The following is a 25,853-nucleotide window of genomic DNA, read 5'->3' as shown; positions in this document are numbered from 1 at the left end:
CGCGAGGCGCCGGTGGGCCGCCCGGCGCGGGCCGACGAGCGGGTCGCGGCGGTCGGCCTGTGGCGCCGACTGCTGGTCAAGCCCGAGCTCGGGTCGCTGATCGGGGCGGTCGTCATCCTGGCGTTCTTCTCCGCGCAGAGCCAGGTCTTCCGGTCGCTGAGCGGGATCGCCAACTGGCTGGACGTCGCCTCGACGCTGGGCATCATGGCGGTCGCGGTCGCCCTGCTGATGATCGGCGGGCACTTCGACCTGTCGGCGGGCGTGCTGACCGGCACGACCGCGCTGACCGTCGGGATCGTCGCCGTCCGGTTCGGCCAGAACATCTGGGTGGCCATCGCCGTGGCCGGGGTGCTGGCGCTGGCCATCGGCGCCCTCAACGGCTGGCTGGTGACCCGCACGGGGCTGCCCAGCTTCATCATCACGCTGGCGACCTTCCTCATGCTGCAGGGCCTGAACCTGGGGCTGACGAAGCTGTTCACCGGCACGGTGCAGGTGCGCGGCATCGCCGAGGCGCCGGGCTACCACTCGGCCGAGCTGGTGCTGGCGTCGACGTTCAGCGTGTTCGGGCAGCAGTTCCGCATCGCCGTCGTGTGGTGGCTGCTGGCCACGGCGGTGGCCACCTACGTGCTCTTGCGCACCCGGTTCGGCAACTGGGTCTTCGCCACCGGCGGTGACGAGGTCGCCAGCCGCAACGTCGGCGTGCCCGCCGCGCGCACGACGATCACCCTGTTCATGACCACGGCCGCCGCGGCCTGGCTGGTCGGCTCCATCACCGCCGTCCGGCTCACCTCGGTGCAGGCCAACACCGGCACCGGCCAGGAGCTGATCTACATCGTCGCGGCGGTCATCGGCGGCTGCCTGCTCACCGGTGGCTTCGGCTCGGCGATCGGTGCCGCGCTCGGGGCGCTGGTGTTCGGCATGACCCAGCAGGGGATCGTCTACCTGCGCTGGGACGCCGACTGGTTCTACTTCTTCCTGGGCGCGATGCTGCTGCTGGCCGTGCTGAGCAACCGTGCCGTCCGCCGCTACGCAGAGGCGGCCCGCCGATGAGCACCGCCGCGAACACCGCAGCCACCGGCGCGCCGCTGCTCGAGCTGCGTGACATCGGCAAGGACTTCGGCTCGGTCATCGCCCTGGACGGCATCTCTACCACCGTGCGGGCCGGTCAGGTCACCTGCGTGCTGGGCGACAACGGCGCGGGCAAGTCCACGCTGATCAAGGTGCTGTCCGGCGTGCACCGGCCGACCCGCGGCGAGCTGCTGCTCGACGGCGCCCCGGTGCGCTTCAGCGCCCCCCGGGAGGCGCTGGACGCCGGGATCGCGACGGTCTACCAGGACCTGGCGATGATCCCGCTGATGGCGATCTGGCGGAACTTCTTCCTCGGGTCGGAGCCGACCACCGGCTGGGGCCCGTTCCGCCGGTTCGACAGCGCGACGGCCAAGGACGTCACCCGGCGTGAGCTGGCCGCGATGGGCATCGACGTGCGCGACGTCGACCAGCCGGTGGGCACGCTGTCCGGTGGTGAGCGCCAGTCGGTGGCGATCGCCCGGGCCGTGCACTTCGGGGCCCGGGTGCTGATCCTCGACGAGCCGACCTCGGCACTGGGGGTCAAGCAGGCGGGGGTCGTGCTGCGCTACATAGCCCAAGCGCGCGACCAGGGCCTCGGCGTCGTCTTCATCACCCACAACCCGCATCACGCGCACCCGGTGGGCGACCGCTTCCTGCTGCTCAACCGCGGGCGCAGCCTGGGTGACTTCGCGAAGGGCGAGGTCAGCCGCGAGGAGCTGACCACGATGATGGCCGGCGGCGACGAGCTCACCCAGCTGGCCGAGGAGCTGGGGCGCGAACCGCGATCTTGACTGCGGTGAGTCATGTGACGACTGCGCCGCGTGTTGCCTTGGGGACGGATGGGGTCGGTGCGACCCTCGGGGGAGTCCCCCTGCAGGAGCTCGTCTGCAGGATCCCCGTCCCCAGGAGCGACCATGCCGCGGCTCGTGCTGCGTCCGTCCCCGGCACCCCCGTGCCCGGCCCCCGGCCGGCTGCCGCGTGCGTCCCGGTGGCTGGCCCGGACGGCGTGCGGCGGGCTGGCCGCTGCGCTCGCGGTGACCGCCGTGCTGGGCGCCGGCGGGGGCACCGCGTGGGCTGACCCGGTCAACCCCTCCGACGAGCAGCTGGAGGGCGCGGCGGCGGCCCAGGCCGCTGCCACCGCGGAGGTCGCCCGGATCACCGGGCTGGTGGCCGACGCCGAGGCGCGGCTGGAGCAGGTGCAGTTCCAGGCGGAGGCCGCCGGCACCGCCTACCTGGCGGCGGAGGAGGCCCGGCAGCTGGCCGAGGCCGCCGCCCAGCAGACCGCCCGCGACCTGCAGGTCGCAGCGGAGGCCGTGACCGCGTCGCAGACCCGGATCGCCGACTTCTCCCGGGACACCTACAAGAACGGATCCGAGCTCACCAGCGAGATGGCCCTGCTCGACGCCGACGGCCCGACCGAGCTGATCCAGAAGGCGGCGATCCTCGACTACGTCGGCGACCACCAGGTCGACGTCCTGGGGATGCTCGAGGACGCGCGCGTGCAGCAGGCCGCCGCGGACGCCGCCGCGCAGGACGCCCGGGACGACAAGGCCGCCGCGGAGGCCGCGGCCGAGGCCGCCAAGGCGGCCGCCGACCAGCAGCTGGCCGCCCAGCAGACCGCGCTGACGCAGGCCGCCGAGCAGAAGGCGCAGCTGGACCAGCAGCTGCAGGACGCCGAGGTCGCGCTGCTGGAGCTGCAGGGCGCCCGCAACGCCTTCCAGGCCTGGCAGGCGCAGAAGGCCGCCGAGGAGAAGGCCCGGCAGGAGGAGGAGGCGCGGATCCGCGCGCAGGCCGAGGAGGACGACCGGCGGGCGCGGGCGGCCGCGGCGGCGGACGCCTCCACCGAGGAGGACGCCGCGGACACCAGCACCGACAGCGGGGCCGGACAGGACGACGGCGGGTCGGGCTACGTCCGCCCGGCGGTCGGGCGCACCAGCAGCTGTTACGGCGCCCGCTGGGGCGTCACGCACTACGGGGTCGACATCGCCGCACCCATCGGCACGCCCATCTACGCCGCCGCGACCGGTGTGGTCGAGCGGGCCGGGCCGGCCACCGGTTTCGGGCTGGCGGTCTACATCCGCGGCGACGATGGCGCGATCACCGTCTACGGGCACATCAACCGCTATTTCGTGGCCGACGGGGAACGGGTGCGCGCCGGTGAGCGCATCGCCGAGGTGGGCAACCGCGGCCAGTCGACGGGGCCGCACGTGCACTTCGAGGTGCACCCGAACGGCCTGATGTACGGCGGTCAGGTCGACCCGGTGCCGTGGCTGCGGGCGCGGGGGATCACGATCCGCGGCTGCTGAGGCGACCCGGGCGCCCCGTGGGCCGCCCGGGTCGACGGCCTCAGGCCGCGCAGTTCTCCTTGGTCCAGGCGTCGAGCCGGGCCTGGGCCTCGCCGGTCTCCGCCTGCAGGCGGGTCGCCTCGGCCTGCACGGCCGCCTGGCCCTCCTGGGTGTTCAGGTCGACGCCGCTCACGGCGTCCCGCAGGCCGGCGAACAGCTCCTTGGCGGCGTCCCAGTCGCCGCTGATCTCCGCCGGGACCTGGACGGCCTCGAGGTCGGTGACCGCCTTCTCCAGGGCCGGGGCGACCTGGGCGGCGTCGGGGGACGCCAGGCTCTGGCTGACCTGGGTCAGCGCCTGTCCAGCCTGGTCGCAGAAGGCCTGCACCGCCGGGTCGTCGGACCCGCCGGAGGCGGTGGCGCTGGAGCCGGTAGCCGCCGGGCTCGACGACGCGGCCGAGCTGGAGGTCGGGGCGGAGGCGGCCGCGGCGTCGGTGGCCTCGTCCTCCGATCCACCGCAGGCGGTCAGCAGGACGAGGGCGGCCGTGGCGGTCAGGCCGGCCTTGAGCAGGGTCGCAGGTGCGCGCATGAGGTCGACGCTACGTGGCCGGGTGGACGGCGGGTGCGCCCACGACGGGGCTACCGTGCCGTCCGTGAGCGCGCCGGTGGACCCGCGGAGCACCTGGGGCCTGCCGGCTCCGGGGACGATGGCGCGGGTCGCCGACCCGGAGCCCCTGGTCACCCGGGTGCTGGCGCCCAACGCCTCGCCGATGACGCTGGACGGCACCAACACCCACCTGGTCGGCGAGCCGGGGTCGGGGCAGGCTGTCGTGGTGGACCCCGGTCCCGACGATCCGGCGCACCTGGCCGCGGTCGAGGCGGCGCTCGCCGCGCGCGACGCCCGGGTGGTCGCGGTGCTGGTCACCCACCACCACGGCGACCACGCCGCCGCAGCCCGTCCCTGGGGCCGGCACTTCGGCGCCCCGGTCGCCGCGGCCTCACCCGCCGTGACCGGGCCCGGTGGACGTCTGCTGGCGCCCGGCGAGCGCCTGCGCCTGGCCGGGACGACGCTGGACGTCGTCCCCACGCCCGGCCACACCGCGGACCACCTGGCCTTCCGGCTGGCCTCCGGGACGGTGCTGGTCGGGGACGCGGTGCTCGGCCGCGGCACCTCGGTGGTCAGCCACCCGGAGGGCGACGTGCTGGCCTACCTGGACTCCCTGCGCCGGCTGCACGACCTCGGTCCCGCCGCGCTGTACTGCGGGCACGGCCCGGAGCTGACCCTGGACCCCTCGGCCGTGCTGCGCCACCTCGTCGACCACCGGGCGCACCGGGAGGCGCAGTTGCTGGCTCTGCTGGCCGTGGCCCCGCGCACCGTGCCCGAGCTGGTCGCGGCCGTGTACCCCGACGTCGTCCCCGCCGTCCTGCCGGCGGCGGCGCAGTCGACCCGGGCGACGCTGGACAAGCTGGTCGCCGAGGGGCACGTGCGGGTGGACGGCGACCGGGCCGAGCTGGCCTGAGCGCCGCTCAGCCGCCGGCGGAGGTGCGGGCGGCGTCGGCGACGGCGAGCGAGCGGTCCAGGTAGACGGCGTTGCCCGACAGCAGGGTGTGCAGCTGCCGGAACACCCGGTCCAGCACCGTGGCCGGGTCGGTCTCCTCGGCGGTGGCACCCGGCGCCTGCGCAGCCATCTCGGCCAGGCCCGCGGCCGCGTCGAACAGCGTGGGCCACAGGTGCGCCCACTGCCAGAACTCGTAGGTGTCCGGCCGCACCCGGGCCAGCGGCGGGCGGCCCAGCAGGCCGATGCCGTCGACCCCGGGCGAGTCGGGCTGGGCGCCCAGGCCGAGCAGCAGCGACTGCACCCGGTGGGTGCGGGCGAACTGCTCGGCCACGTCCGTGCCCGGGGTGACCTCGGCGACCAGACCGCGGGCGACCAGGCCGTCCAGCCGCTCGTCGAGGTCGGGGAGGCCGGCCTCGGCGGCGGCCGCCCGGACGGCCGAGCGGGTCCACGGGGTGTCGTGCACCCGGTCGGGGAGGCCGTGCGCCAGCGCCCACACGTCGGCGGTGGCCCGGTCGTGCAGCAGCGGGCTGTCCCAGCCCAGCCGCACCACCCAGTAGCTGGGCGCCTCGCCGCGGGAGGCGTGAAAGGGGCCCATCGGGTGGCCCAGCGGGAGGACCAGCGGCTCGTCGTACGGCGCGGGCATCAGCCGACCGCCCAGGTGTCCAGGCAGACGGCGTTGGGCGTCAGCAGCCGGTGCAGGTCGCCCAGCAGCGAGCTCAGCAGTTCCTCGGGGTCGGTCGACTGGGCGTCGGAGATGCCCACCCGGGCGGCGGTCTCGGCCGCGCCCTCGCAGGCCTGCCACAGGCTGGTCTCCATGTGCGCCCACTCGAAGAGGTCGTAGGCAGCCGCCGACAGCACGGCCAGTGGCCGGCCGGGCAGGCCCACCGAGTAGACGTCCGGCGCCTGGGCGCTGTTGCCGAGCCCGACGACCAGCGGCACCATCCGCACCCGTTCGGCGAGCTCGCGGGCCGACGGTGTGCCGGGGGCGGCGAGCGCGACCAGGCCGTCGGCCTCGAGCCGGGCCAGCCGCTCGGGGAAGCCGGCCAGCCCGACCGCCGCGGCCTGCTCGGCCAGCGCCGCCGGCGTCCAGGGGCGGGGCACGTGGTCGGCCGGGCCGTGGGCCATCGCCCACACGCCGAAGTCGGCCGCGGTGAGGCTGTGCAGGCCGGCGCCGACCCGGACGTCGAACTGGTCGACGACCGCGCGCACGCCGATGAGCTGCCCGATCGGGTAGACCTGCAGCGCAGGCGCGTCGCTGGTCATCGGCGCGAGCCTAGCGGGGCCGCCCGCGGGGCTCAGCGGACGACGCGGCGCTGGGTGCTGGTGGTCGACATCGGTGACCAGGTGTCCGGGTGCGGCTGCCCGGAGTCGGCCACCCAGGGCGCCGTCCGGACGCCGGTCGTGTGCCCTCGGGTCGCGGGCCGGGCGGACAGGTGCACGATCAGGGTGAGCAGCACGAGCAGCCCGACGAGCACACCGGCGAGGACCACGAGCGTCGAGAGCATGTCGCGACGCTAGTGCGGGGGAGCGGCCTCCGTCCCCCGTGACGCGGGGCAGAAGTCACCGAAGCCGGGCCCGTCTTGCGGGGACATGCGCCACTTGACGGCGGTCGACATGGCGACTCCACGCGCCGGTCGGCGAGCCCCCGGATCGACCAGGCCGGCGGTCGGCGCCACCCGGACGGGTGGTCGGGGCCACGTCCCGGTTCGGCCCCGGATGCGCCGGGTAGAGGATCGGTGTGGCACAACCATGTGCACCGTTCATCGAGAGCACCGCTCCTGCCGTCGCAGTGCTCGACCGCAGGAGGCGTACGACCGCGTGAGCGCAGTGCCCGAGGCGCGCAGGCCGCGACCCGTCCGGGTCGCGACCGTCCCGTTCGCGACCCCGTACCTCGACGCCGTGCTGCCCGCCGGCGTCGTCCGGGTCGGCCCGGAGGCCTCGCCGAGCCCCTGGTTGGACGCCGACCACCTGCTGGCCCACGCCGCCGACGTCGACGTGCTGCACCTGCACGGCGGGTTCGACCACCTGACGGTGCCGGAGATGGAGGCCTGGACGGCGGCCGTCCGGCGCAGCGGCGTCCCGCTCGTGGTGACCGTGCACGACCTCCTCCCGCGGGAGAGCGCCGAGGGCACGCTGCTGCCCGCCCGGCACCGCAACCACCTGCGGGCGCTGCTGGCCACCGCCGAGGTGGTGCTCACCCTGACCCCGGGCGCCGCCGACGAGATCGCCGACCGCTTCGGGCGCACGGCGATCGTCGTCGCCCACCCGTCGCTGGCCCCGCCCACGCCGGGTGTCGGCCGGGAGACCCGGCTGGTCGGGCTGCACCTGGGCCGGCTCGGTCCGCAGGTGCACGACCCGCTGGGGCTGGTCCGCGCGACGCTGTCCGGCGCGGTGTCCGGGGGCGGCCGGCTGCGTGTCGACGTCCACCCCGACGTCGACCTGGCGGCCCGGCTGCCCGAGCTGCTGGAGCTGGCCGAGGGCGGCCAGCTGGAGGTGGCCCGCAGCTGGGAGGCCGGGCCGGCCGGCTGGGTGCGGCACCTGCAGGAGCTGCACGTCTCGGTGCTGCCGTGGTGGGGCGGGTCGCACTCGGACTGGGTCGAGCTGTGCCGCGACGCGGGCACGCGTGCGGTCGTCCCCGCCGGTGGCTGGCAGGGCCAGCAGTGGTCCGACGTGGTGCTGTACGGCAACGACCCGCGGGCGGGGCTGGACGGCGCCTCGCTCACCTCTGCGGTGGTGGCGGCGCTGACCCGCCCGGCGCCCGGGCGGGTCGACCACGCCTGGCGGTCCGAGCAGCGGGCGGCGGTGCGGCGGCTGCACGCCCAGGTCTACGAGCAGGTGGCGGCCGACCAGGTGCCGGCCTGACGTCAGCCGCCCGCGGGCAGGCGGACGGTGAAGACCGTGCGGCCCGGCTCGCTGTCCAGCTCCACCCGGCCGCCGTGCGCGGTCACCACCGCATCGACGATCGCCAGGCCCAGCCCGGTGCTCCCGGCCGTGCGGGACCGGGAGGCGTCGCCGCGGGCGAACCGCTCGAACACGTGCGCCCGCAGCGCGGGCGGCACCCCCGGCCCGTCGTCGCGGACCTGCAGCACCGCCGCACCGTCCTCGGCGCGCAGCCGCACGGTCGCCGTCGTCCCCTCCGGGGTGTGGTTGCGGACGTTGGCCAGCAGGTTGGCCAGCACCTGGTGCAGCCGGGCCGGGTCACCGGGCACGACGACCGGGGTGTCGGGCAGCTCGACCTGCCAGTGGTGCCCGGGCCCGGCGGCGTGCGCGTCGCTGACGGTGTCGACCACCAGCGCGGTCAGGTCGACCTCCTCGCGGGTCAGCTCGCGCCCGGCGTCGAGACGGGCCAGCAGCAGCAGCTCCTCGACCAGCTCCTGCATCCGCAGCGCCTCGGACTCGACCCGGCTCATCGCCCGGCCGACGTCGGCGGGGACCTCGCCGCCGGTGCGGCGGACCAGCTCGGCGTAGCCGCGGATCGAGGCCAGCGGTGTGCGCAGCTCGTGGCTGGCGTCGGCGACGAACTGCCGGACCCGGGTCTCGGACGCCTGGCGGGCGGCCAGCGAGCCCTCCACGTGGTCCAGCATCCGGTTCAGCGCGGTACCGACCTGGCCGACCTCGGTGCGCGGGTCGGTGTCCTCGGGTGGCACCCGCTCGGCGAGCTCCACCTCCCCGCTGGCCAGCGGCAGCTCCGACACCCGGGTGGCGGTGGCCGCGACCCGGTCCAGCGGCTGCAGCGTGCGGCGGACGACCACCACCGCGGCCCCGGCAGCCGCCAGCAGGGCCAGCAGCCCGGCGAGCACCTCGACCAGGACCAGGTTGCGGACGGCGTCGGTGGTGCCGCGCAGCGGCAGCCCGGTCACCAGCACGTCGCCGGCGGGGGAGGGGGCGGCGACCAGGCGGTAGCTGCCCAGGTCGCCGCCCAGGTCGACGGTGACCGGGTCCTGGTCGGCGGGCAGCCTGGCCAGCACGGCCTGCTGGGCGTCGCTGAGCCTGATCAGCTGTCCGCGGGCACCCAGCACCCCGGCTGAGGTGCACACCCCGTCGGTGACCGTCGCGCCCAGCGTTCCTTCGCCCTGCCCGCGGGCACCCAGGAACGCCGGACCCCGGCCGTCGTCGTCCTGGTCCTGGGGTCGCGGGGACCCCGGCCCCGGGCCGGCGGAGTAGTCGCGGGAGCGGTCGGTGGCCGCCTCCAGCCGGGTGTCGACCTGGGCGGTGAGCTGGTGCCGCAGCGCGGCGACCGACACGACCCCGACCAGGGCGAGCACCACCACCAGCGGGACGACGGAGGCGATCAGCAGCCGGGTCCGCAGCGAGCGGCGTGACCGGGTGGTGCCGCGGCTCACCGCGGGTGTGCAGACGTCATGCGGCGGGCTTGATCACGTACCCGGCGCCGCGGAGCGTGTGGATCATCGGCGTGCGGCCGGCGTCGATCTTGCGCCGCAGGTAGGAGATGTAGAGCTCGACGATGTTGCCCTGGCCGCCGAAGTCGTACTGCCACACCCGGTCCAGGATCTGCGCCTTGGACAGCACCCGCTTGGGGTTGCGCATCAGGTAGCGGAGCAGCTCGAACTCGGTGGCGGTGAGCCGGATGTCGGCACCTCCCCGGGTGACCTCGTGGCTCTCCTCGTCCAGGGTCAGGTCGCCCACGACGAGCAGTCCGTCGTCGGAGACGGCCCGGCTGGTGCGGCGCAGCAGCCCGCGCAGCCGGGCGGCGACCTCCTCCAGGCTGAACGGCTTGGTCACGTAGTCGTCGCCACCGGCGGTGAGCCCGGCGATCCGGTCCTCGAGGGCGTCCTTGGCGGTCAGGAAGACCACCGGCACCAGCGGGGTGTCCGCGCGCAGCCGGCGCAGCACCTCGAGGCCGTCCATGTCCGGGAGCATGACATCGAGGACGACGGCGTCGGGGCGGAAGTCGCGGGCGGTGCGCACCGCCTCGGCGCCGTCGGCCGCCGTGCGCACGTCCCAGCCCTCGTACCGCAACGCCATCGACAGCAGCTCGCAGATCGAGGGCTCGTCGTCGACGACGAGCACCCGCAGGGCGCTGCCGTCGGGCCGGGTCAACTGGGTCCGGGAGCTGGAGGCGGACGAGGTGGTCGTGGTCATGCCCCGACCCTGGCCCGTGATCCTGCGAACTCCCTGGGTGCTGCACAGGAAGTACCTGGGTCACCCGTCGGACCCGGCGGATCGGGAGTCCGCACCCAGGACGAGAACGGGGCGCCACGCTGATCGCGTGGCGCCCCGTCGTCGTGCTGTTCGGGTGGGCAGGGGCGGGGTCGAACCGCCGACCTCTCACTTTTCAGGCGAGCGCTCGTACCGACTGAGCTACCTGCCCCTCCCGGCGCACCGACGTGAGTCGGACACCGGATGGCGACCCTGACGGGACTCGAACCCGCGACCTCCGCCGTGACAGGGCGGCGCGCTAACCAACTGCGCTACAGGGCCATGCTGTGGATCTCGTGGTGCGTGTAGCTGTGTGCCGCGTGCCCCCAACGGGGTTCGAACCCGTGCTACCGCCTTGAAAGGGCGGCGTCCTGGACCACTAGACGATGAGGGCTCGTGCTCGCTGGAGGCAGTGAGAACCATACATGAGGGTCCGGACTGCTCGTGCACCCCCTCCGGGACGTGCCGCCGGAGAGGTGTCGCGCGCTCCGCGCGGCGGCCCCGGGGGTGGCCCACCGCGTGCCAGCATCGGCCCGTGACCGCTTACCCGTCCTCCCGACCGGCGCGCGCCGCCGGTGTCGTCGTGGCCGTCGCGCTGCTCGCCGGGTGCGGTGGCGCGACCGGCACCGTCGACGCGGCGAGCTCGGCCGGCGCGCCGTCGACCGCCGACGGCCAGCCGACGGCGTCGGCGACCGCCAGCAGCAAGCCGGCGCCGTCCTCTTCGGCGACGGCCAGCAGCACGCCGTCCGGCACCGCAGCGTCCGGCACCGCGCCCGCCGACGACCGGCCCGCCGACACCTCGCCCGACATCGCCGAGGCCGTGCACCCCGCGGGGCTGACCGTCACCGCCGTCCGGGCCGCCCGGCAGGAGGGCCACGACCGGGTGGTGTTCGAGCTGGCCGGCAGCGGGACGCCGGGCTGGCGCGTCGAGTACGTCGACGGCCCGGTCGCCCAGGGCAGCGGGGACCCCGTCGACGTCCCGGGCGCGGCGGCGCTCCAGGTGACGCTGCAGGGGGTGAGCTACCCCTACGAGACCGGCGCGGAGGAGGTGCCGCGCGGCGCCGTGCCCGTCTCCGGGACCGAGCACGTCGCCGGCGTCGTCTACGACGCGACGTTCGAGGGGACGGCGGTGGCCTGGATCGGCACCGACGCGACCGCGCCGTTCCGTGTCTACTCCCTGACCGGACCGTCCCGCGTGGTCGTCGAGGTGGTCGACGCCGGCTGAGCGGCTCAGCTCAGGGCGGCGGTGATCTGCAGCGAGTCGTCGGTGACCGTGGTGCAGGTCAGCGACAGCGGGCCGGCCGTGATGCTCTCGCCCTGCCCGCAGGAGTAGCTCACCCCGCCGACGGAGACGGTGGCCCGGCCGTCCTGCGTCCCGGCGAACGCCAGGTCGGTGCCGAAGAAGCTGGCCTCGGCGCCGGACCCGCTCAGCGTCGCGGTGCACTGCGAGCCTGAGCAGGAGACGTTCTCCGAGCTGCAGGCGGTCAGCGGCAGCAGGAGGAACAGGCCCGCGGCAGCGCCCGCGAGGGGCCGGGTGGCGTACCGGTGCGGTGTCGACATGTCGGCAGCGTAGGGGCGCAGCGGCCGACGGCGGGGGAGGTCGCCGGGGTCAGGGACGCGAGGCACTGCTGGTGAAGACCCAGCTGCGCAGCGCGACGAACCGCACCAGGCCGATCGCACCGGTGACCGCGGCGATCAGGCAGAGCTGGGCGACCGTGCCGACGTCGCCGATCAGGGCGTGCACCCCAGCCAGCGCCAGCGACGTCGCGACCAGGCCGATGACGGCCAGCCCGCCGCCCTCCCACTGCGCGGTGACCCAGGAGACCTGCTGTCCGGCGTGGAAGGTCAGCCGCCGGTGCATCTCGTTGGCCACCAGCGTGGAGACGATCGCGCCGACCAGGTTGGCGGTCTGGTCGCCCAGCCCGCCGAGGGCGATGAACATGACGGCGTAGAGGGCGCTGGAGACCCCGCCGACGACGACGAAGCGGACGAACTGAGCGCGGGCGTCGTCCTGGTGCAGGCGCACCCGCAGGGGGGCGAGCAGCTGCCGGCCGTGCTCGAACGCCGTGGGGACGTCGTCCCGGCCCTCGCGTGCTCCGCTGCCCACTACAGGGCGGCGGAGCAGGGACGGGCAGGTCACGGGTTCTCCTCGATCGACGTTCAGGGCACCAGCGTGGCCGACAGGGCCATGCTCCGGCAGCAATACCGCGAGCGACCTGTGCATTCCCGGTGTGCCCCGCGCACACACGGTGACCTCGCTCACGCAGCGTGGTCACGACGAGATCACAGGTGACGGGCAGGGAGTTGCCGGGTGGGCCCGGCAGGGTCGGGGCATGACCAGCAGCCCCCGGCGACCGTGGCTCTACGACCCGGCAGTGGGAGGTGTGCTCGTGCGCGCCCACCGGTCCCCGGAGGGCGGCCCGGCCGACGACGTCGTGTCCGACGTGCTGTGGTCGGAGGTGCTGGGGCTGCTCCGCTGGGCCGAGGCGGCCCTCGGCTGCCCGCCGCCACTGGTCGAGGGTGCCGCGTGGCGGACCGCTGCCACGGCCGCCGCGCTGCTGCGCCGGCTGCCCGTGCTGTGCGCGGAGGCCGGGCTGGCCTGGCCGGGCGTCCGGTGCGACCCCGACGAGGCCGTGCTGCCCGGGCGGGAGCGGCTCGCTGCGGCCGCCGACCGGCTCGCCGGGCTCCTGTGCACCCGCCCGGCGGACGTCGGCCTGCTCGAGCTGGTGGAGCTGGTGGCCACCGACGTCGACGCGATCGGTGCCGCCGCGATCGCACTGCTCGCCGAGGGCACGGACTGGACCGCGGCGTCCTGACCGGTTCCGGGCACCGGCAGCGGGTAAGGGAGCGCGCATGAGCCTGTTCGGTGTGCTGGACCGCCTCTCCGAGGTGCCCTCGTTCGACAAGCAGCTGGAGGCGGCGCGGACGGCGGTGAACAAGGTGCTGCGACCCAAGGCGTTCAAGGACGTGCTGCACGGCACGTGGCTGGGCCACCCGCTGCACCCGATCCTGGCCATGGTGCCCGTGGGGACCTGGCTGTCGGCCGGCCTGCTCGACCTGGTGCCGGCCACCCGCCCGGCCGCGACCGCCATGATCGGTGCCGGGGTGGCCGGGAGCGTGCCCGCGGCACTCGCCGGTGCGGCCGACTGGTCGGAGCAGGACGACGCGGTGCGGCGGCTCGGTGGCCTGCACGCGGTGAGCAACGTGGCCGCCCTCGGCCTGTACGTCGGGTCACTGGTGGCCCGGGGCAAGGGCAACGGGACGCTGGGCCGGGTGCTGTCCTACAGCGGCCTGCTGGTCGCCAGCGGCTCGGCGGCGGTCGGCGGGCACATGTCCTACGCGCAGTCCTCCGGGGCGAACCACGCCGTCGTCGAGGCGCGCCAGCTCACCACCGACTGGATCGACCTGGGCCCGCTCGACGACCTGCCCGAGGGTCGCCCCACGCGGCGCACCGGCGAGGGCCAGGGGACGCCGGTCGCGCTGGTCGTCGTCCGTCGCGGGCTGACCGTCGACGCGTTCATCGACGCCTGCGCGCACGTCGGCGGTCCGCTCTCCGACGGCACGGTGGAGAACGTGCGCGGGTCGGACTGCCTGGTCTGCCCGTGGCACGGCTCGGCCTTCTCCCTCGACAACGGCGAGCCGCGGCGCGGCCCGACGGCGTCGGCGCAGGAGAAGCTCGAGGTCAAGTTCGAGGCCGGCCGGGTGTTCGGGCGACTGCCGAACCGGCACACCCCGAAGTGAGCTGACCGCCCCTACGCTGCGGACCGTGCGAGGCGGCGCGGGGTGGGTGGCGGTCGCTCTGCTGCTCGCCGGGTGCGCGGGCGCGGACGACCGGCCAGCGCCCGCGGCCGTGCCGGCGGCTGTGCCGGAGGTCCCCGGCATGGCCGCCGAGTCGTTCCGGCACCGCAGCGACGTGGCGCTCGGCGACAGCTTCCAGGTGCGGCTGACCAACACCGGGACGGCGCCGTTCACCGTCACGTCGGTGCAGCTGGACTCCCCGGGGTTCGCCGTCCTGCCGGCCCGGGAGCTGTCGCAGGAGTTCGCGCCCGGGCGCAGGTACGACCTCACCGCCCGCTTCGGGGCCGTCGTCTGCTCGGCATCTCCCGACCCGGTCGCCGCCCTGCTGACCATCACCCGGGACGGCGGGCTGGCGGAGGAGGTGCGGGTGCCGCTGGCCGGGCCGGTGCTGACCGACGTGCACGCCGAGCAGTGCGCCGTCGAGGCGGTCACCTCGGCGGCCCCGGTGTCCCTGCAGGGGCTGGTGGCCACGGACGACGCGGTCACCGGCGAGGTGGTGCTCACCCGCGCGGCCGGGTCCGAGCCGGTGGCCGTGACCGCGCTGCAGCGCAGCGTGGTACTGGAGCCCCTGCTGTCGACCGCCCTGCCCGCGACGCTGGAGGACGGTGAGCTCCGGCTGCCGGTCACCTTCCGGCCCGCGACCTGCGAGCCGCACGCGCTGGCCGAGACCAAGCAGCCGTTCCTCTTCCCGCTGCTCGTGTCGGTGGCGGAGGGGACGCCGGTCGCGGTCACGTTGCCACTGGACGACGCGCAGCGAGGGCTGCTGCAAGACCTGCTCGGCCGGGTCTGCGCAGCCTGACCGCGTCGGCCTCAGCCCGGTGCCCACCGCGGTCGTCGTCCTGCTGATCGCCCTGCGGTGCCTCTGGGACACTGAGCGGGCCGGGCCTCTAGCTCAACTGGCAGAGCAGCGGACTTTTAATCCGCGGGTTGTGGGTTCGATCCCCACGGGGCCCACCGTGCTGGCCTGCACGTTCTCCGCTTCTGGGGTGGTCGGCTGGAGATCGCGCCCACAAGACGCCCACACGATTCGCTGCGGTCTCCTGCGCCGCGGCGTCCATCCGGGCAGCCAGATCGTTGAGGTCGTCGTCTAACAGGCCGGCGTAGACGTCGAGCGTCATGGCCGCCGAGACGTGTCCGAGCACGCGTTGGACGCACGCGATGGTCGCGCCACTGGCAACAGCGAGTGAGGCAGCGTGTGCCGAAGGTCATGTGGGGTGACGTCGGCCCAGCCCGGCTTCGCGGACGGCCGGGTCGAAGACCGCCCGACGCCAGTTCCGTAGCCGGAGTGCGGTGCCGGCGGACGTCGTCAGCAGCAGGGCGTCGCCCAGCGTGTCCGCGCATCGCGCCGACAGCGGACCGACCAGCGCAGCGGGGAGAGGCACGCTGCGACGTCGGTGCGTCTTCGGGGTCCCGAACTCCAGTCGGCCGGCCACCTCGGTCACCGATTCGGCGATGGTGAGCCGACGGCGGGGGAAGTCGACGCGGCGGACCCGGAGCGCGGCCAGTTCGCCGAACCGCAGCCCGGCATGGGCGAGCAGCCGGATGACGTCACCATCGGCACCGGCCGCTTCGGCCAGTCGCTCCACCTCCTCCCGGCTCAGGAATCGAGGCTCCTGGCGGGTCACGCGGGGGAGCGGCACCCGGTCGGCGGGATTCCGTGGGATGCGGCCGTCGCGGACGGCCAGCGCGAGCAGCAGCGAGAAGACGCGGTGCGCCTGACGCACGGTGGCCGGCGCCGAACCGTTCGCACGGAGCTCGGCGACCCACCGGGCGACCTCGGCGTGGGTGACGTCGGCCAGTCGGTGGCTGCCCCAGGCCGGCAGGACGTGGGTGCGGAACAGGCCCAGTGCCGGTACCGGGTGCTCGGCTTGACCTGAGTCTGCGCCGCGAGCCACTGGTCCGCCCACGCCGAGACCGTGACCCGGCCGCGCTCCGGTGCGGTCCAGGTCTGGGTGACCATCGCTGAGGTCGCCTCGTCCAGCCAGCGTCGGGCGTCGAGCTTCCGGACGAAGCGCTTCTCGTGCTGGCGACCGCCGAGGTCTCGGTACCGCGCGCGATACCGAGAGGATCCGTCGCTCAGCGTGATCCGGGTGATGGAGCCGCCCGCGGCAGGGGACCCCTTGTCCGGGTCGCATGTGGGTGCTGGGCGAAGCGTGTCCGGCTGAGCCTGCCCGATGTTGCGGACACGTGGCGGCGCTGCGCGGTCAACTGTGGACGCGGGTGGCCTTCTGCCCGTCGACCTTCGACCGCCACCACCGGTCGACCTCCTGCTCGTCGTAGAGCACCCGCCGGCCGACGCGGCCGCCGTCTGGACCGATGCCGATGTGCCGCCAGTAGCGGACGGTCGCCGGGCTGGTGCGGAACCGGGCCGCCACCTCCTCGGTGGTCAGCAGTCGAATGGTCATGACGGTCTCCCGGTGATGGACGGTGGCTGCGGATGTCGGCAGCCGGTCCACAGAGCAGGCGTCGACCAGATCCACTCGCTGCCAGTCGGCGCCGACAGCTAGGTCACCCCCGCTTGTCACCCCTGCAACCGGAGCGCGGCGTCACCTGCGGTAGGGGCGACGGCGGAGCGCGGCGATGACCTCGTCGACCGCGCGGGCGACCGTCAGCAGTTCCCGGTCGTAGACGAGCCCGCGGTCGATCTGCCCGGTGAGTTCTCGCAGCACGCCGGCCCACTCGTCGTGCCGTGGCGCTCTCGGCTGCGCCGGGGGAGCGGGGCTGACGACGACCCGCTCGACGACTTCCACCGCTGATCGGCCTGATCTCGCTGCTCGGGTCTGCTCTCAGGCGCGGTGCCGGCAGGTCGCCGAGCACCACCTGGGGATGGGGCCCCGGGATCGCGGGGTGATCGGGCCGTGGCACCAGGCGCAGGAGGTCGCTGCCGCACGCCTCGCACGACCGGCCGTCGCGGGCTGTGTCGGTAGTTCGTCCGCCGCCGGATCTTGTCGCTCCTCCGCGCACTCAGGCCCGCGCGCCGCCGGCGCACTCGCTCCCGGCGCCGAGCCCGGTTCTCAGGGGCTTCCCCTGTTGCTCATGCCCTCAGCGTCTGGAGGAACGTGCAGGGACACGTCACCACGAGTTCTCGGGCCGTGGGTGCAAGAGGTGTGTCGGCGGAGGTCGTCTTGTGCGTGGCACTCTCCACACGGCGGGGTGACGAATGACGCGCTGTGCTCGACGGCCCGGGTCGGAGAGTGTGAGCCTGACGCGGGGTCGCACGCAGGTCCCGCGGCCATCGCGCGGGGACCCGTCGGCACGCGGTCGGCTGGTTGGGCGCCACGACCGCTCGAAGGCCACGGCACTACAGGCAAACCGGCAACCGCGGTCAGCGCGACAGTCGGCGATTGTCCTGCTGCCGTCGCGTGCTCACCGACCTGGCGCGAGCACGACTGCTCGGTGAGGAGCAAGAGCGCGAGCCCGCATCGCCTATCGAGACGCCATGCCCGGGGCACTAGCAACTTCTCATGAATGGAAGTACGCTCTCAATTATGAGAAGTCAGTCTCCGTCGCTGATGCCGATCTTCCGGTCGCAGCATCAGGCCGAGCTGATGACCCAGCTCTACCTGCACGCCGACACCTCCTACGCCCTCACCGAGCTGGCGCAGGCGGCCCGGGTGCCGCTGAGCACCGCCCACCGGGAGATGGCCCGCCTGGTCGACACCGGCCTGGTCGCCAGCCGCAGCGCCGGCCGTACCCGCCTCTACCAGGCCAACGCCGGTCATCCCGCCGCCCGGGCACTGACCGAGCTGCTCACCCTCACCTTCGGCCCCGCCCAGGTGATCGCCGAGGAGTTCGCTGAGCTGCCCGACGTGGAGTCGGTGCTGCTGTTCGGGTCCTGGGCGGCCCGATACGCCGGCCAGGACGGCTCGCCGCCGGCCGACATCGACGTCCTGGTCATCGGCGCCCCACGCCGGGCGGCGGTCTACGCCGCCGCCGACCGGGCCGCCGCCCGGTTGCGCCTCCCGGTGAACCCGGCGTTGCGGACACCGGACCAGTGGCGGGCCGCCGACGATGCCCTCGTCGACCAGGTGCACCGCTCCAGTCACCTGACAGTCATCGAGCGCGCCGCCGACCCGTCACCAGAAGCCGACTCGTCACCAGAGGCCGCGGCGACGCTGCTGGCCGGGGCAGGTGAGCGGCTGTGACCAGCCGGCCCAAGGGTGCTGTGCAGGTCGAGCAGCTCATCACCGGCCGGGAGCTGCAGCGGGTTCCCGGCGCGCAGCTGTCCGCGCAGTCCTCCCTGGAGCGGGCGCGCCAGCTGCTGGCCTCGGCCGGCACGCTGTTGGAGACCGACCCGGGCACCGCCTTCGTGATCGCCTACGACGCCGCCCGCCAGGCCGGCGCCGCCGTCCTCGCCCAGCAGGGCCTGCGGGCCACCCGAGAAGGCGGGCACGTGGCGGTGGAGCGCGCCTTGCGGGCGCAGTTCGAGCCCGGGTTCGCCGACTTCGGCTACCTGCGGCGGCGCCGCAACGAGCTGGAGTACCCCGGCCCCGCCGGTCCTGAGACGACCAGCGTCGAGGAGGCCCGCCAGGCGCTGGCCGATTCCTCCGCCATGGTCGAGGCCAGCGCCCAGCTGCTGCCCGTGCTCGACATCTTCTGAGCACACCCGCCGCACGGTGGCGGCGCGGCGGGCCCAACTGGTTGTCCGGTGTTACCGACTTGTGACAACTATGCAGCTTCGTAGTAGCGTTCCGGCCGGTCCGCTCGAGCCGCGACCTCGTCCTGAGGTCCTCGCGCGGACCCCGTCGAACTGCCACCGCTCACGCGGTGGCGGACCGGGGACCCATCGTTCCCCTGGGGTGAATCTCGCCTGGCCAGTGTGCCGCCGCGAGTAGGGCTGTCTCCGGCCCGAACCCGTCAGCTAACTCGGTAGACGGCGAGGGAGAATGGAGTTCGCCGAGTTGGCGACATCGCACGACATCGTCTTGACGCACCATCGCCGTCCGGGCCGCTCGCGCCTGCGCGTCGCCCTGATCGCTCCGGCGCTGGCCACCAGCGCCGCCGTGCTGCTGGCCCTCACCGGCCCGACCGCCCAGGCCGCGCCGGGCGAGCCGGTTGCCACCGCGAGTCAGGTCGAGCTGGCCGATGCAGAGGCCGCGCTGCGCGGCATGGAGGAGTCCGTGCTGGCCGCCGAGGAGACCCTGCAGCGTCTCACCGTGGAAGCAGAAGCAGTCGCCGATGCGAGCCTGGTCGCTCAGGCTGAGCTTTCCCGGGCTCGGCAGGAGGCCGATGCCCGGGTCGCGGAGTTGAGCGTTGCCCAAGCTGCGGTCGAGTCGACGCAGGCCGACGTCGCCGCCCTGGGCCGGCAGAGCTACATGGGTGCGGATGCCTACGGCGCCGCCTCGGCGTTCTTCGGCGCAGCCAGCCCTGATGAGGTGCTCGATCGGGCCGCGACCCTGGAGCACCTGGGGGATGCCCGAATCGAGCAGCTCGAGCAGCTCGAGGTCGTCGAGGTCCAGCAGCAGGCGGCGACCGAAGCTGCGAAGGCCGCTGTGGACGCCCGCGACGCGGCCGCCCAGGCCGCCGCGGAGGCCGAGCGGGTCGCCAACGACAAGCTCGCCGCCGCGCAGCAGACCTATGACGCTGCGGTGGGGGAGAAGGCCGCGCTGGAGCAGCAGCTGCAGCAAGCCCGCGAGCGAGTGGCCACCCTTGCCCGTGAAGCGGCCGCCGCGGCCGCCGCAGCCGCCGAGCAGGATCGCGGCGCCGCAGTCGCGGCCGCAGCAGCTACCGAGCGCGCCCGCAGCGCTGCGGCCGCCGCCGCACCTGTGGAGGAGGCCAGCGGGGCCACCGCCCCGGCCGAACGAGGCAACCAGGCTGCCTCCCGTGGAAGCGGGCGGACCGCCGCTGGCACCGGCATCCCGACCACCGGCCGTGTGACGTCCTGCTACGGCGACCGCTGGGGGACCACGCACTACGGCGTGGACATCGCCGCCCCCATCGGCACCCCGATCTATGCACCAGAGGCCGGCGTGGTGTTGCAGGCAGGCCCCGCGTCGGGCTTCGGTCTGGCCGTCTACCTGCAGCACGCGGATGGCTCGATCACCCTCTACGGGCACATCAGCAGCTACTCCGTGGCCGCGGGCCAGCAGGTGTCGGAGGGGCAGGAGATCGCGCAGGTGGGCAACACCGGGCAGTCCACCGGCCCGCATCTGCACTTCGAGGTGCATCAAGGCGGGCTGTACCAGAACCGCACGAACCCGGTCCCGTGGCTGGCTGCCCGTGGCCTGTCGGTCGGCGGCAGCTGCAGCTGATCTCCAGCGGGGCCATCCAGACTCACTGAAGTGGCCCGCTGGCTGACCGGCGTCGCCGGGCGGTGCCCGTGTGCAGCTCACGCTGTCTCTCGGGCACCGCCTGGGTGGGCGGGGCGGCGCTGACGATGAATCCACCAGGCCATGGCCACGGCAGCAACAGTCAGTCCGGTGAGGCCGACCAGCCACGGCCGATCCAACAGTCCGGCCCACCAACCATCGGTGGTGCTCGCCGCTGCCCCGATGCTGACGTAGAACACCGATCCCGGGATCGCGCCCAGTGCGGTGCCCACCGCGAAGGGGACGAGGCCGATCCCGCTCACACCTGCGGCGTAGCTGACCACCGCGAACGGCGGGGCGGGCAGCAACCGGGCCGCCAGGACAGCCAGCACACCGTGCCTGCTGAGCAGCTCATCGACCCGGGCCAGGCGCTTGCCGGACGCGTGCTGGACCCGGCCGCGGCCGAGCCGGCGGCTGGCTGTGAACCCACCGATCCCACCGGCGAGGGCGGCGGTGAGGACCAGCGGCAACCCCGCCGGCACCCCGAACACCGCGCCAGCGGCCAGCGCCAGCGCTGAACGCGGCGAGGGGAACACCAGGATCACGGCCACGGCGGCCCACGCCAGCAACCAGTCACCCACCCCAGGGGCCTGGAAGTGGCCCTGTACCGCAGCGAGGCTGGGTACCCCGCCCCGCCACGCGATCCCTACCGCGACCAGCACGCCCACCCCGACCAGGGTGAGCAGGGTCACCTGCCACCGACCGCGCCCCCCTGCCCAGTGCACCCCGGAGTCCGCGGTCAGCGCGGGTGAGCCCGGTTCCGGCAGGACCGGCCCGCCGTGAGGTCTCACCGGCAGCGGCCACCCATGGACACACCGTTGGCGGCCAGCCAGGGGATGGGGTCGACCGCACCGGAGTGCAGACCGGCGGTGTTGACCTGGAAGTGCAGGTGCGGGCCGGTCGACTCACCGGTGTTGCCCACCTCGGCGATGACCGTGCCCGCCGACACGCGCTGCCCGGCGGTGACGAAGTAGTCGTTGATGTGCCCGTACACGGACACCGACCCGTCATCGTGCTCGATGTAGACGGCCAGGCCGTAGCCGCTGGCGGTACCGGCGCGGACCACCCGGCCGGCGACCGGGGCATAGATCGGGGTGCCGGTCGGGGCCGCGATGTCCACGCCGTTGTGCATGACACCCCAGCGCATCTCGAAGCACGTGGTGAACCGGCCGCTGGTCGGGGCGACACCACCGCTACCGCTACCGCCACCGCCGGTCAGCGGCCGCGGCGCGGGAGCGTCGACGACGTCGGGGGCCGGAGCCCGCTTGGGCCCGGCAGCCGGCTGCGCGGTCTTGGTGACGGGGGTGGTCACCGCTGCCGGGGGAGCGGCCTTCGCCGCCGCCCTGGCCGTGGCGGCGGCCTGCGCCGCCGCCTTGGCGGCCGCGGCGGCCTGCGCCTCGGCCTCGGCCTTCTCCCGCGCCTGCTGCTGTTGCCACGCCTGGTAGGCGTTGCGCTGTCCCTGCAGGGCCAGCAGCTGGACCTGGGCCTGCTGAAGCTGCGTCTCGATGGTGGCCCGCTGGGCGGCCAGAGCGTCGGTGGTGGCCTGGAAGACCGTGACCTGCTCATCGGCGGCGGCCTTGGCCGCCGCCGCGGCCTGCGCGGCCTGCGCGCGGTCGGCGACCGCTTCCTGTGCCCGAGAGTCAGCCTCGACCTGGGCGGACTCGGCGATCCGGAGGCCCTCCAGCGTGGCAGTCCGCTGATCGGCCAGCAGTCGCAGAGTGGCCGCGCCCTCCAGCAGCTGGTCCGGGCCGGTGGCGCTGAGCAGCGCGGCGATGCCGGCCAGGTCCCCGCTTGACATGTACCGCTCCCGCCCGACGGTGGCGACGTCGGCCCGGGCGACGGTCACCGCCTGCTGAGCGGCCTGCAGCTCCGCCGCGGTCGCTGCCGCGTGCTCCTCGGCGGCCTCCAGCTCACCCTGGGCGACGCGGTCGGCCTCGCTGACCGCCTCGGCCTGGACCATGACCCGCTCCAGGTCGCTCTCCGCACCCGACAGCAGCGCCGCCAGGCGACCCACCTCGGCGGCGGCCGCGTCCTGGCTGGACTGAGCGGCGCTCAAGTCCGCGTCGCTGGGGTTGACCGGTGCGGCCTGAGCTGCGGTCACCGGGCCAAAGGACATGACGACCACGGCCAGCGCCAGGCCCGCCGCGCGGCGGGCTGCTCCCCGTCGCGGCTGGCTACCAGCCCTCTGCCGAAGGGTCTTGGTGAACCCGTCGCGTCGAAGGTGTCCGGTGCACATCAGCTGTCGTCCTCACATCTGGTTGTTACTACGGGTTGTAGTAGCAACGGCAGTGAGGCCGGTTGCCTTGAGGCCGACAGACCGATGAGCGGGCGGAAGCCCGCCGCGCCTGGCGCGGCGGGCGGGCTGAGGCACCTCCTTCCCGGCGTGAGCGCGGTCTCGGCGCCGCTGCGGGCAGGCGCCGGCCGCGGAGTAGATCGGTACAGGGTGAAGCAGGTCAGGTGACCGCGCACAGCACGACGTTGCCCCCCAGCCACATCGTCGCCGCAGGAAGGAGCAGCGCCCCGGTCGCCATCGCTGCGGCCCCGGGCCAGCGCAGCAGACGGCGCGCCGCCCGAGGATCGGACGTCCGCAGCCGGCTGATCCGCAACTCGGTCAGAAGGGAGGCCATCGGCAGCCCGAAAGGCAGCACCGGCTGCCCGGTCATCCGGTGCAGCGCGACCTGAACGGCCTCCGGCCCGCACCGGCGGGCTGCCTGGTCATCGGCGGCCAGCTCCACCAGGTCCCGGGTCGCGGCCGGTGCAGCACGCAGCAGCGGGCACCAGGGGAGTGCTGCGGCCAGCGTCTCAGCAACCGTCACCAGGGCGTGGTGGTGCCCGCGCAGATGGGCCCGCTCGTGCTCCAGTGTCGCCGCGACTGCCGCCGGGGGCAGCTGCGCCCGCAGACCGTCCGAGGCGATGATCACCCCGGGCCGACCGCCGATGGACAGGGCCATCGCGCGCCGGCCGGGCACCCACAGCGGCTCCCCGGCCGAGGAGCTCATGGCCAGCAGCCGCAGCTGCTCCACGTGGGGGGCGTGCCGCCGGACCGACCTCACGCGGCTGGCGACGGCCTTGCCCAGCCGCACCACGATGGCCGCAGCCATGATCAGGCTGATGCCGGCGACCGTCTGCTGCCAGGCGGGCAGGGTGCCTTTGGTGACCGCAGTCCAGCAGCCCCCCACCAGCTGGAAGAGCCCACTGGACTGGTGCTGGTCCATCGGCAGGGCCAGCAGGCCGATCATGGCCAGGGTCGAGACCACCAGGCCGATGCTGAGCACCAACCAGCCCACCAGCAGGATGGTCGGGTCGACCCGCCGCTCAGCCAGCCACAGCAGCGGCCGGTGCCCGTACAGCCCGACTGCTGAACCAACCACCAGGACGGCGAGCATGCCGATCATGAGGTCGTGGCCCGCCGCGCGAGCGCCTCGCGCAGCACCGAGGACTCTTCGTCGGTGGCTGTCTCAGCGAAGTGCAACAGCACCAACCGCGGATCCTCCGAGGCGTCCAAGATCTCCCTGAGCGAGGCCGCCGCCGCCCCCTGCCGCGTCACGGTCGGGCGGTAGCTGAACGCACGGCCCACCGGTTCCCGCTCCAAAAGGCCCTTGCGCAACAGGTTGCCCAGCACGGTCATCACCGTTGTGTAAGCCAGGTTCCGCTGGGGCGGCATCCTCTCCAGGACCTCGCGCACGGTCAGTGGCGCGTTGGTGGACCACAACACGTCCATCACGGCGGCCTCGAGCTTGCCCAAGTGGGGCATCGGCGCTCCCGTCTCCTGCGCGAAAATCCTGGAGCTGCTTGACCGCAATCTGGGGGCCGACCAGCCGAACGGACATCCTACGGCTGGTCGGCCACCAGACCTGGCACGCTCGGGCGCGCTGATGCCAGAAGTGTGCAACAGCGACCAGCGGCGGCTTCGAGCTCGGCGTCCACATGACCGCGCTACCCGTCAACGCTCCGGGTCTGGACTGGACTCCCGCGAGCGGTCGTCCCTCGGAGGCATGACATGCATCGTCGTGCTCCTGCACGCAGTCGGCTGGGGAGTCCTGGTCTTCGTCCTCGTGCCTCGGCACTTCGACCTCGGAAGTACCGGCGTCTACGGCGTCGGGCTAGGCGTCGCGCCGATCGGGTTGCCCCTTCGGCCGAACATCTGTGCCAGTCCCGGTGTCCTCGGCCTTCTGTGACCCCGTAGGGGACATGATGTCTTGGTGTCCGCAGTCGTAGGTGTCACGTCGAGCACAGCGTCCGACTATGACGTCGACGCCGTACGCGAGTTGATCACTCGCTGGCGCGAAGACCCGGGGGCCACCTACCGCACCTGGTTCTTGTGGGAGGAGCGCCTCAAGAACTTCTGTTCGATCCGCCGTGGAATCGAGCAGGTCGCAGCTGAGATGGAGGCCGGTCACTTCGGCTACGCGTACAAGGGCTCCTCGCTGGAGACGGTGATGCACTCCATCGCGGAGCAGCGGCAGATGTTTAAGGGGGCCGACCACGCGTTCCTGTGGAAGCCGAAGCTGCGGATCCCGGACATCTACGAGAACCGGGAGAACCAGCTGGTGTTCGGACGCATGCTCGAGACCTGCCGGTGCTGTACGTCAGAACAACCCGTCCTGACAGCTGTACGACAGCTGGCTGATCATCAGATCAAGGGCCTTGGTCCCGCCGCAGCGAACATGCTGTACTTCCTGCACCCCACGATCATGCCGCCGTTCAACACGGCGATCGTCAACGGCTACAACGCGCTGACCGGTGCTCGAGTCAAGTTGGGGAAGTGGCACGAGTACCTCGCCATGCGGCAGGGCATCCTCGCTCTCAACGACCGGTTTCGGGACCTGTTCAGCAACGACCTCGGGGCCGTCGCAGGCCTGCTGTTCGACATCGGCAGCAAGCGCTACACAGCTCCCCCTCGAGGCGAGGATGATGCTGCAGCTGCGCGGGCGGCGTGGACCGCCGACTTGGTTCGCGTTCGGGAGCAGGCGGTGGCGAGCAGGGCGAGCGTCGAGGCGGAACGGCAAGATCTGACCCACACAAGGGTCCAAGGTTGGCTTCGCGATCTGGGTTCGGCGCTGGGCTTCGACGTCTGGATCGCCAGCAACGACCGCAACCGCTCGTACGCGGGAGGCCGGCTGGGTGACGGCTGCCTTGGCCAGCTGCCCGGCGGCCTGGCTGAAGGGCCGGCGGCAAGCGCGGTGGCACTCATCGACGTGCTGTGGTTCCACAGGGACGGAACAGTGGCCGCCGCCCTTGAGGTCGAGCACAGCACGTCCATCTACTCCGGCATCGTCCGCATGCTCGATCTCGCACTCAGTCGAGACCAGGCCGACGCAGCGCATGGCATGTTCCTGGTGGCTCCCGACAGCCGCGAGGCGGACGTGCGAGCGCAGGTGCAGCGGCCAGCCTTCAGCCGCGTTGCTGATCTGCAGGTCCGGTACCTGCCCTACAGCGAGCTCGAGAACAACCGTGAGTCCGCCATGCGCTTCGGTCGGGGACTGCATCCGCTGATCGAGATGTCGCGGGACCTCACCTGACGGAGGCGGCCTCGGCACTCGCGGACGGATCACCCGCCGGCCGAGTTCTCGATGCGGCGAGGATCGACTGCCCGGGCATCGCCTACCCCGGCCGCGTCCAGGGTCAACGACCAACTTGTCCGGCTTGACGCTCGATCTCAGCGAGTCCTCCACTTC

At 73.7% G+C, this 25,853-nt stretch carries 28 protein-coding genes, 4 tRNA genes and 1 riboswitch; of the genes, 14 read left to right on the top strand and 18 right to left on the bottom strand.

Translation table 11 applies throughout. The annotated features are described in order from the left end of the window. Window positions 1–12: 12 nt before the first annotated feature. The 3 genes from GCU67_RS04405 to GCU67_RS04395 all read left to right on the top strand — a co-directional run bounded on the left by GCU67_RS04405 (window position 13) and on the right by GCU67_RS04395 (window position 3,374). Window positions 13–1,050, top strand: coding sequence for an ABC transporter permease subunit (locus tag GCU67_RS04405; RefSeq protein WP_163609870.1), 1,038 nt, complete (start codon window positions 13–15; stop codon window positions 1,048–1,050). After that, window positions 1,047–1,859 (top strand): ATP-binding cassette domain-containing protein, encoded by an 813-nt coding sequence (locus GCU67_RS04400; protein WP_163609869.1) that lies wholly within the window; start codon window positions 1,047–1,049, stop codon window positions 1,857–1,859. The genes GCU67_RS04405 and GCU67_RS04400 overlap by 4 nt, the downstream gene beginning before the upstream one ends. Window positions 1,860–1,982: 123 nt before the next feature. Beyond that, a complete protein-coding gene (locus GCU67_RS04395) occupies window positions 1,983–3,374 on the top strand; it encodes a peptidoglycan DD-metalloendopeptidase family protein (RefSeq protein ID WP_163609868.1) in 1,392 nt (463 codons plus the stop codon). A 40-nt stretch (window positions 3,375–3,414) separates the two neighbouring features. Here GCU67_RS04395 and GCU67_RS04390 read toward each other — a convergent pair whose 3' ends face one another. Further along, a complete protein-coding gene (locus GCU67_RS04390) occupies window positions 3,415–3,939 on the bottom strand; it encodes a hypothetical protein (protein ID WP_163609867.1) in 525 nt (174 codons plus the stop codon). Window positions 3,940–4,003: 64 nt separating this feature from the next. Here GCU67_RS04390 and GCU67_RS04385 point away from each other — a divergent pair, with 64 nt between their 5' ends. Then, window positions 4,004–4,870 carry an MBL fold metallo-hydrolase gene (locus GCU67_RS04385; RefSeq protein WP_163609866.1) on the top strand — a complete coding sequence of 289 codons (867 nt, stop codon included), beginning with the start codon at window positions 4,004–4,006 and terminating at the stop codon, window positions 4,868–4,870. 7 nt (window positions 4,871–4,877) lie between these two features. Here GCU67_RS04385 and GCU67_RS04380 read toward each other — a convergent pair whose 3' ends face one another. Genes GCU67_RS04380 through GCU67_RS04370 form a run of 3 tightly spaced genes read right to left on the bottom strand, consistent with a single transcriptional unit; the run spans window position 4,878 to window position 6,414 of the window. Then, window positions 4,878–5,552 carry a hypothetical protein gene (locus GCU67_RS04380; protein ID WP_163609865.1) on the bottom strand — a complete coding sequence of 225 codons (675 nt, stop codon included), beginning with the start codon at window positions 5,550–5,552 and terminating at the stop codon, window positions 4,878–4,880. Next, window positions 5,552–6,172 (bottom strand): hypothetical protein, encoded by a 621-nt coding sequence (locus GCU67_RS04375; protein WP_163609864.1) that lies wholly within the window; start codon window positions 6,170–6,172, stop codon window positions 5,552–5,554. Before GCU67_RS04375 ends, GCU67_RS04380 begins: the two co-directional genes overlap by 1 nt. 32 nt (window positions 6,173–6,204) lie before the next feature. Beyond that, on the bottom strand, window positions 6,205–6,414 hold the full coding sequence (locus tag GCU67_RS04370; RefSeq protein WP_163609863.1) for a hypothetical protein: 210 nt from the start codon (window positions 6,412–6,414) through the stop codon (window positions 6,205–6,207). A gap of 313 nt (window positions 6,415–6,727) precedes the next feature. Here GCU67_RS04370 and GCU67_RS04365 point away from each other — a divergent pair, with 313 nt between their 5' ends. Next, window positions 6,728–7,771 (top strand): glycosyltransferase, encoded by a 1,044-nt coding sequence (locus GCU67_RS04365; protein ID WP_163609862.1) that lies wholly within the window; start codon window positions 6,728–6,730, stop codon window positions 7,769–7,771. 2 nt (window positions 7,772–7,773) lie between these two features. On the opposite strand, the gene GCU67_RS04360 is transcribed toward GCU67_RS04365, so the two are convergent. The 5 genes from GCU67_RS04360 to GCU67_RS04340 all read right to left on the bottom strand — a co-directional run bounded on the left by GCU67_RS04360 (window position 7,774) and on the right by GCU67_RS04340 (window position 10,463). Continuing rightward, window positions 7,774–9,252 carry an ATP-binding protein gene (locus GCU67_RS04360; protein WP_163609861.1) on the bottom strand — a complete coding sequence of 493 codons (1,479 nt, stop codon included), beginning with the start codon at window positions 9,250–9,252 and terminating at the stop codon, window positions 7,774–7,776. A 16-nt stretch (window positions 9,253–9,268) separates the two neighbouring features. Beyond that, a complete protein-coding gene (locus tag GCU67_RS04355; RefSeq protein WP_163609860.1) occupies window positions 9,269–10,012 on the bottom strand; it encodes a response regulator transcription factor in 744 nt (247 codons plus the stop codon). 155 nt (window positions 10,013–10,167) lie between these two features. Continuing rightward, window positions 10,168–10,241 (bottom strand) — tRNA-Phe (locus tag GCU67_RS04350). A gap of 33 nt (window positions 10,242–10,274) precedes the next feature. Continuing rightward, window positions 10,275–10,351, bottom strand: a tRNA-Asp gene (locus GCU67_RS04345). A 39-nt stretch (window positions 10,352–10,390) separates the two neighbouring features. Continuing rightward, window positions 10,391–10,463 (bottom strand) — tRNA-Glu (locus GCU67_RS04340). A gap of 141 nt (window positions 10,464–10,604) precedes the next feature. Between GCU67_RS04340 and GCU67_RS04335 the strand changes: the two genes are divergently transcribed. Then, the gene (locus tag GCU67_RS04335; RefSeq protein WP_163609859.1) at window positions 10,605–11,294 is read left to right on the top strand and encodes an AMIN-like domain-containing (lipo)protein; all 690 of its coding nucleotides are present in this window, start codon (window positions 10,605–10,607) and stop codon (window positions 11,292–11,294) included. A 5-nt stretch (window positions 11,295–11,299) separates the two neighbouring features. Here GCU67_RS04335 and GCU67_RS04330 read toward each other — a convergent pair whose 3' ends face one another. Together GCU67_RS04330 and GCU67_RS04325 are read right to left on the bottom strand one after the other, a co-directional pair. Further along, window positions 11,300–11,629 carry a hypothetical protein gene (locus GCU67_RS04330; RefSeq protein ID WP_163609858.1) on the bottom strand — a complete coding sequence of 110 codons (330 nt, stop codon included), beginning with the start codon at window positions 11,627–11,629 and terminating at the stop codon, window positions 11,300–11,302. A 49-nt stretch (window positions 11,630–11,678) separates the two neighbouring features. Next, entirely contained in the window at window positions 11,679–12,209 is a 531-nt protein-coding gene (locus tag GCU67_RS04325) for a GtrA family protein (protein ID WP_163609857.1), read from the bottom strand. Between the two features lie 193 nt (window positions 12,210–12,402). Here GCU67_RS04325 and GCU67_RS04320 point away from each other — a divergent pair, with 193 nt between their 5' ends. The 4 genes from GCU67_RS04320 (at window position 12,403) to GCU67_RS04305 (ending at window position 14,821) form a co-directional block, all read left to right on the top strand. Continuing rightward, window positions 12,403–12,885: a hypothetical protein gene (locus GCU67_RS04320; protein WP_163609856.1), complete on the top strand. Its 483-nt coding sequence runs from the start codon at window positions 12,403–12,405 to the stop codon at window positions 12,883–12,885. A 37-nt stretch (window positions 12,886–12,922) separates the two neighbouring features. Further along, window positions 12,923–13,810: a Rieske (2Fe-2S) protein gene (locus GCU67_RS04315; protein ID WP_163609855.1), complete on the top strand. Its 888-nt coding sequence runs from the start codon at window positions 12,923–12,925 to the stop codon at window positions 13,808–13,810. 139 nt (window positions 13,811–13,949) lie between these two features. After that, on the top strand, window positions 13,950–14,666 hold the full coding sequence (locus tag GCU67_RS04310) for a hypothetical protein (protein ID WP_163609854.1): 717 nt from the start codon (window positions 13,950–13,952) through the stop codon (window positions 14,664–14,666). A gap of 82 nt (window positions 14,667–14,748) precedes the next feature. Next, window positions 14,749–14,821, top strand: a tRNA-Lys gene (locus GCU67_RS04305). A gap of 251 nt (window positions 14,822–15,072) precedes the next feature. Here the strand turns inward: GCU67_RS04305 and GCU67_RS04300 are convergent. The 3 genes from GCU67_RS04300 to GCU67_RS04290 all read right to left on the bottom strand — a co-directional run bounded on the left by GCU67_RS04300 (window position 15,073) and on the right by GCU67_RS04290 (window position 16,617). After that, window positions 15,073–15,774 (bottom strand): tyrosine-type recombinase/integrase, encoded by a 702-nt coding sequence (locus GCU67_RS04300; RefSeq protein ID WP_211660759.1) that lies wholly within the window; start codon window positions 15,772–15,774, stop codon window positions 15,073–15,075. Between the two features lie 297 nt (window positions 15,775–16,071). After that, entirely contained in the window at window positions 16,072–16,272 is a 201-nt protein-coding gene (locus GCU67_RS04295) for a helix-turn-helix domain-containing protein (RefSeq protein ID WP_211660758.1), read from the bottom strand. A 141-nt stretch (window positions 16,273–16,413) separates the two neighbouring features. Next, window positions 16,414–16,617 (bottom strand): hypothetical protein, encoded by a 204-nt coding sequence (locus GCU67_RS04290; RefSeq protein ID WP_163609823.1) that lies wholly within the window; start codon window positions 16,615–16,617, stop codon window positions 16,414–16,416. Between the two features lie 738 nt (window positions 16,618–17,355). Here GCU67_RS04290 and GCU67_RS04285 point away from each other — a divergent pair. The 3 genes from GCU67_RS04285 to GCU67_RS04275 all read left to right on the top strand — a co-directional run bounded on the left by GCU67_RS04285 (window position 17,356) and on the right by GCU67_RS04275 (window position 20,118). Continuing rightward, the gene (locus GCU67_RS04285) at window positions 17,356–18,012 is read left to right on the top strand and encodes a helix-turn-helix domain-containing protein (protein ID WP_163609853.1); all 657 of its coding nucleotides are present in this window, start codon (window positions 17,356–17,358) and stop codon (window positions 18,010–18,012) included. Further along, a complete protein-coding gene (locus GCU67_RS04280) occupies window positions 18,009–18,467 on the top strand; it encodes a hypothetical protein (protein ID WP_163609852.1) in 459 nt (152 codons plus the stop codon). Before GCU67_RS04285 ends, GCU67_RS04280 begins: the two co-directional genes overlap by 4 nt. Window positions 18,468–18,614: 147 nt before the next feature. Further along, window positions 18,615–18,761, top strand: a riboswitch (cyclic di-AMP (ydaO/yuaA leader). Continuing rightward, on the top strand, window positions 18,754–20,118 hold the full coding sequence (locus GCU67_RS04275) for a M23 family metallopeptidase (protein WP_163609851.1): 1,365 nt from the start codon (window positions 18,754–18,756) through the stop codon (window positions 20,116–20,118). (Overlaps the previous riboswitch by 8 nt.) A gap of 77 nt (window positions 20,119–20,195) precedes the next feature. Here GCU67_RS04275 and GCU67_RS04270 read toward each other — a convergent pair whose 3' ends face one another. The 4 genes from GCU67_RS04270 to GCU67_RS04255 all read right to left on the bottom strand — a co-directional run bounded on the left by GCU67_RS04270 (window position 20,196) and on the right by GCU67_RS04255 (window position 23,929). Next, the gene (locus GCU67_RS04270; RefSeq protein ID WP_163609850.1) at window positions 20,196–20,867 is read right to left on the bottom strand and encodes a VTT domain-containing protein; all 672 of its coding nucleotides are present in this window, start codon (window positions 20,865–20,867) and stop codon (window positions 20,196–20,198) included. 95 nt (window positions 20,868–20,962) lie between these two features. Beyond that, entirely contained in the window at window positions 20,963–22,276 is a 1,314-nt protein-coding gene (locus GCU67_RS22685; protein WP_163609849.1) for a peptidoglycan DD-metalloendopeptidase family protein, read from the bottom strand. Between the two features lie 352 nt (window positions 22,277–22,628). Continuing rightward, window positions 22,629–23,561, bottom strand: a complete 933-nt coding sequence (locus GCU67_RS04260; RefSeq protein ID WP_163609848.1) for a M56 family metallopeptidase — start codon at window positions 23,559–23,561, stop codon at window positions 22,629–22,631. Window positions 23,562–23,566: 5 nt separating this feature from the next. Further along, window positions 23,567–23,929, bottom strand: coding sequence for a BlaI/MecI/CopY family transcriptional regulator (locus GCU67_RS04255; RefSeq protein ID WP_163609847.1), 363 nt, complete (start codon window positions 23,927–23,929; stop codon window positions 23,567–23,569). A gap of 448 nt (window positions 23,930–24,377) precedes the next feature. Between GCU67_RS04255 and GCU67_RS04250 the strand changes: the two genes are divergently transcribed. Then, window positions 24,378–25,697: a type II restriction endonuclease gene (locus GCU67_RS04250; protein WP_163609846.1), complete on the top strand. Its 1,320-nt coding sequence runs from the start codon at window positions 24,378–24,380 to the stop codon at window positions 25,695–25,697. Window positions 25,698–25,853: the final 156 nt, after the last annotated feature.

Source organism: Modestobacter muralis, assembly GCF_010682105.1.
Lineage (GTDB): Bacteria > Actinomycetota > Actinomycetes > Mycobacteriales > Geodermatophilaceae > Modestobacter > Modestobacter muralis.
This window is presented reverse-complemented; position numbering and strand designations above follow the sequence as displayed.

Excerpts from the sequence above, each read along its gene's own strand:
- GCU67_RS04400 (WP_163609869.1), top strand. The coding sequence starts at position 1,047 with ATGAGCACCGCCGCGAACACCGCAGCCACCGGCGCGCCGCTGCTCGAG.
- GCU67_RS04395 (WP_163609868.1), top strand. The coding sequence starts at position 1,983 with ATGCCGCGGCTCGTGCTGCGTCCGTCCCCGGCACCCCCGTGCCCGGCC.
- GCU67_RS04390 (WP_163609867.1), bottom strand. The coding sequence starts at position 3,939 with ATGCGCGCACCTGCGACCCTGCTCAAGGCCGGCCTGACCGCCACGGCC.
- GCU67_RS04380 (WP_163609865.1), bottom strand. The coding sequence starts at position 5,552 with ATGCCCGCGCCGTACGACGAGCCGCTGGTCCTCCCGCTGGGCCACCCG.
- GCU67_RS04375 (WP_163609864.1), bottom strand. The coding sequence starts at position 6,172 with ATGACCAGCGACGCGCCTGCGCTGCAGGTCTACCCGATCGGGCAGCTC.
- GCU67_RS04370 (WP_163609863.1), bottom strand. The coding sequence starts at position 6,414 with ATGCTCTCGACGCTCGTGGTCCTCGCCGGTGTGCTCGTCGGGCTGCTC.
- GCU67_RS04355 (WP_163609860.1), bottom strand. The coding sequence starts at position 10,012 with ATGACCACGACCACCTCGTCCGCCTCCAGCTCCCGGACCCAGTTGACC.
- GCU67_RS04330 (WP_163609858.1), bottom strand. The coding sequence starts at position 11,629 with ATGTCGACACCGCACCGGTACGCCACCCGGCCCCTCGCGGGCGCTGCC.
- GCU67_RS04320 (WP_163609856.1), top strand. The coding sequence starts at position 12,403 with ATGACCAGCAGCCCCCGGCGACCGTGGCTCTACGACCCGGCAGTGGGA.
- GCU67_RS04315 (WP_163609855.1), top strand. The coding sequence starts at position 12,923 with ATGAGCCTGTTCGGTGTGCTGGACCGCCTCTCCGAGGTGCCCTCGTTC.
- GCU67_RS04310 (WP_163609854.1), top strand. The coding sequence starts at position 13,950 with ATGGCCGCCGAGTCGTTCCGGCACCGCAGCGACGTGGCGCTCGGCGAC.
- GCU67_RS04295 (WP_211660758.1), bottom strand. The coding sequence starts at position 16,272 with ATGACCATTCGACTGCTGACCACCGAGGAGGTGGCGGCCCGGTTCCGC.
- GCU67_RS04285 (WP_163609853.1), top strand. The coding sequence starts at position 17,356 with ATGAGAAGTCAGTCTCCGTCGCTGATGCCGATCTTCCGGTCGCAGCAT.
- GCU67_RS04275 (WP_163609851.1), top strand. The coding sequence starts at position 18,754 with ATGGAGTTCGCCGAGTTGGCGACATCGCACGACATCGTCTTGACGCAC.
- GCU67_RS04260 (WP_163609848.1), bottom strand. The coding sequence starts at position 23,561 with ATGCTCGCCGTCCTGGTGGTTGGTTCAGCAGTCGGGCTGTACGGGCAC.
- GCU67_RS04255 (WP_163609847.1), bottom strand. The coding sequence starts at position 23,929 with ATGCCCCACTTGGGCAAGCTCGAGGCCGCCGTGATGGACGTGTTGTGG.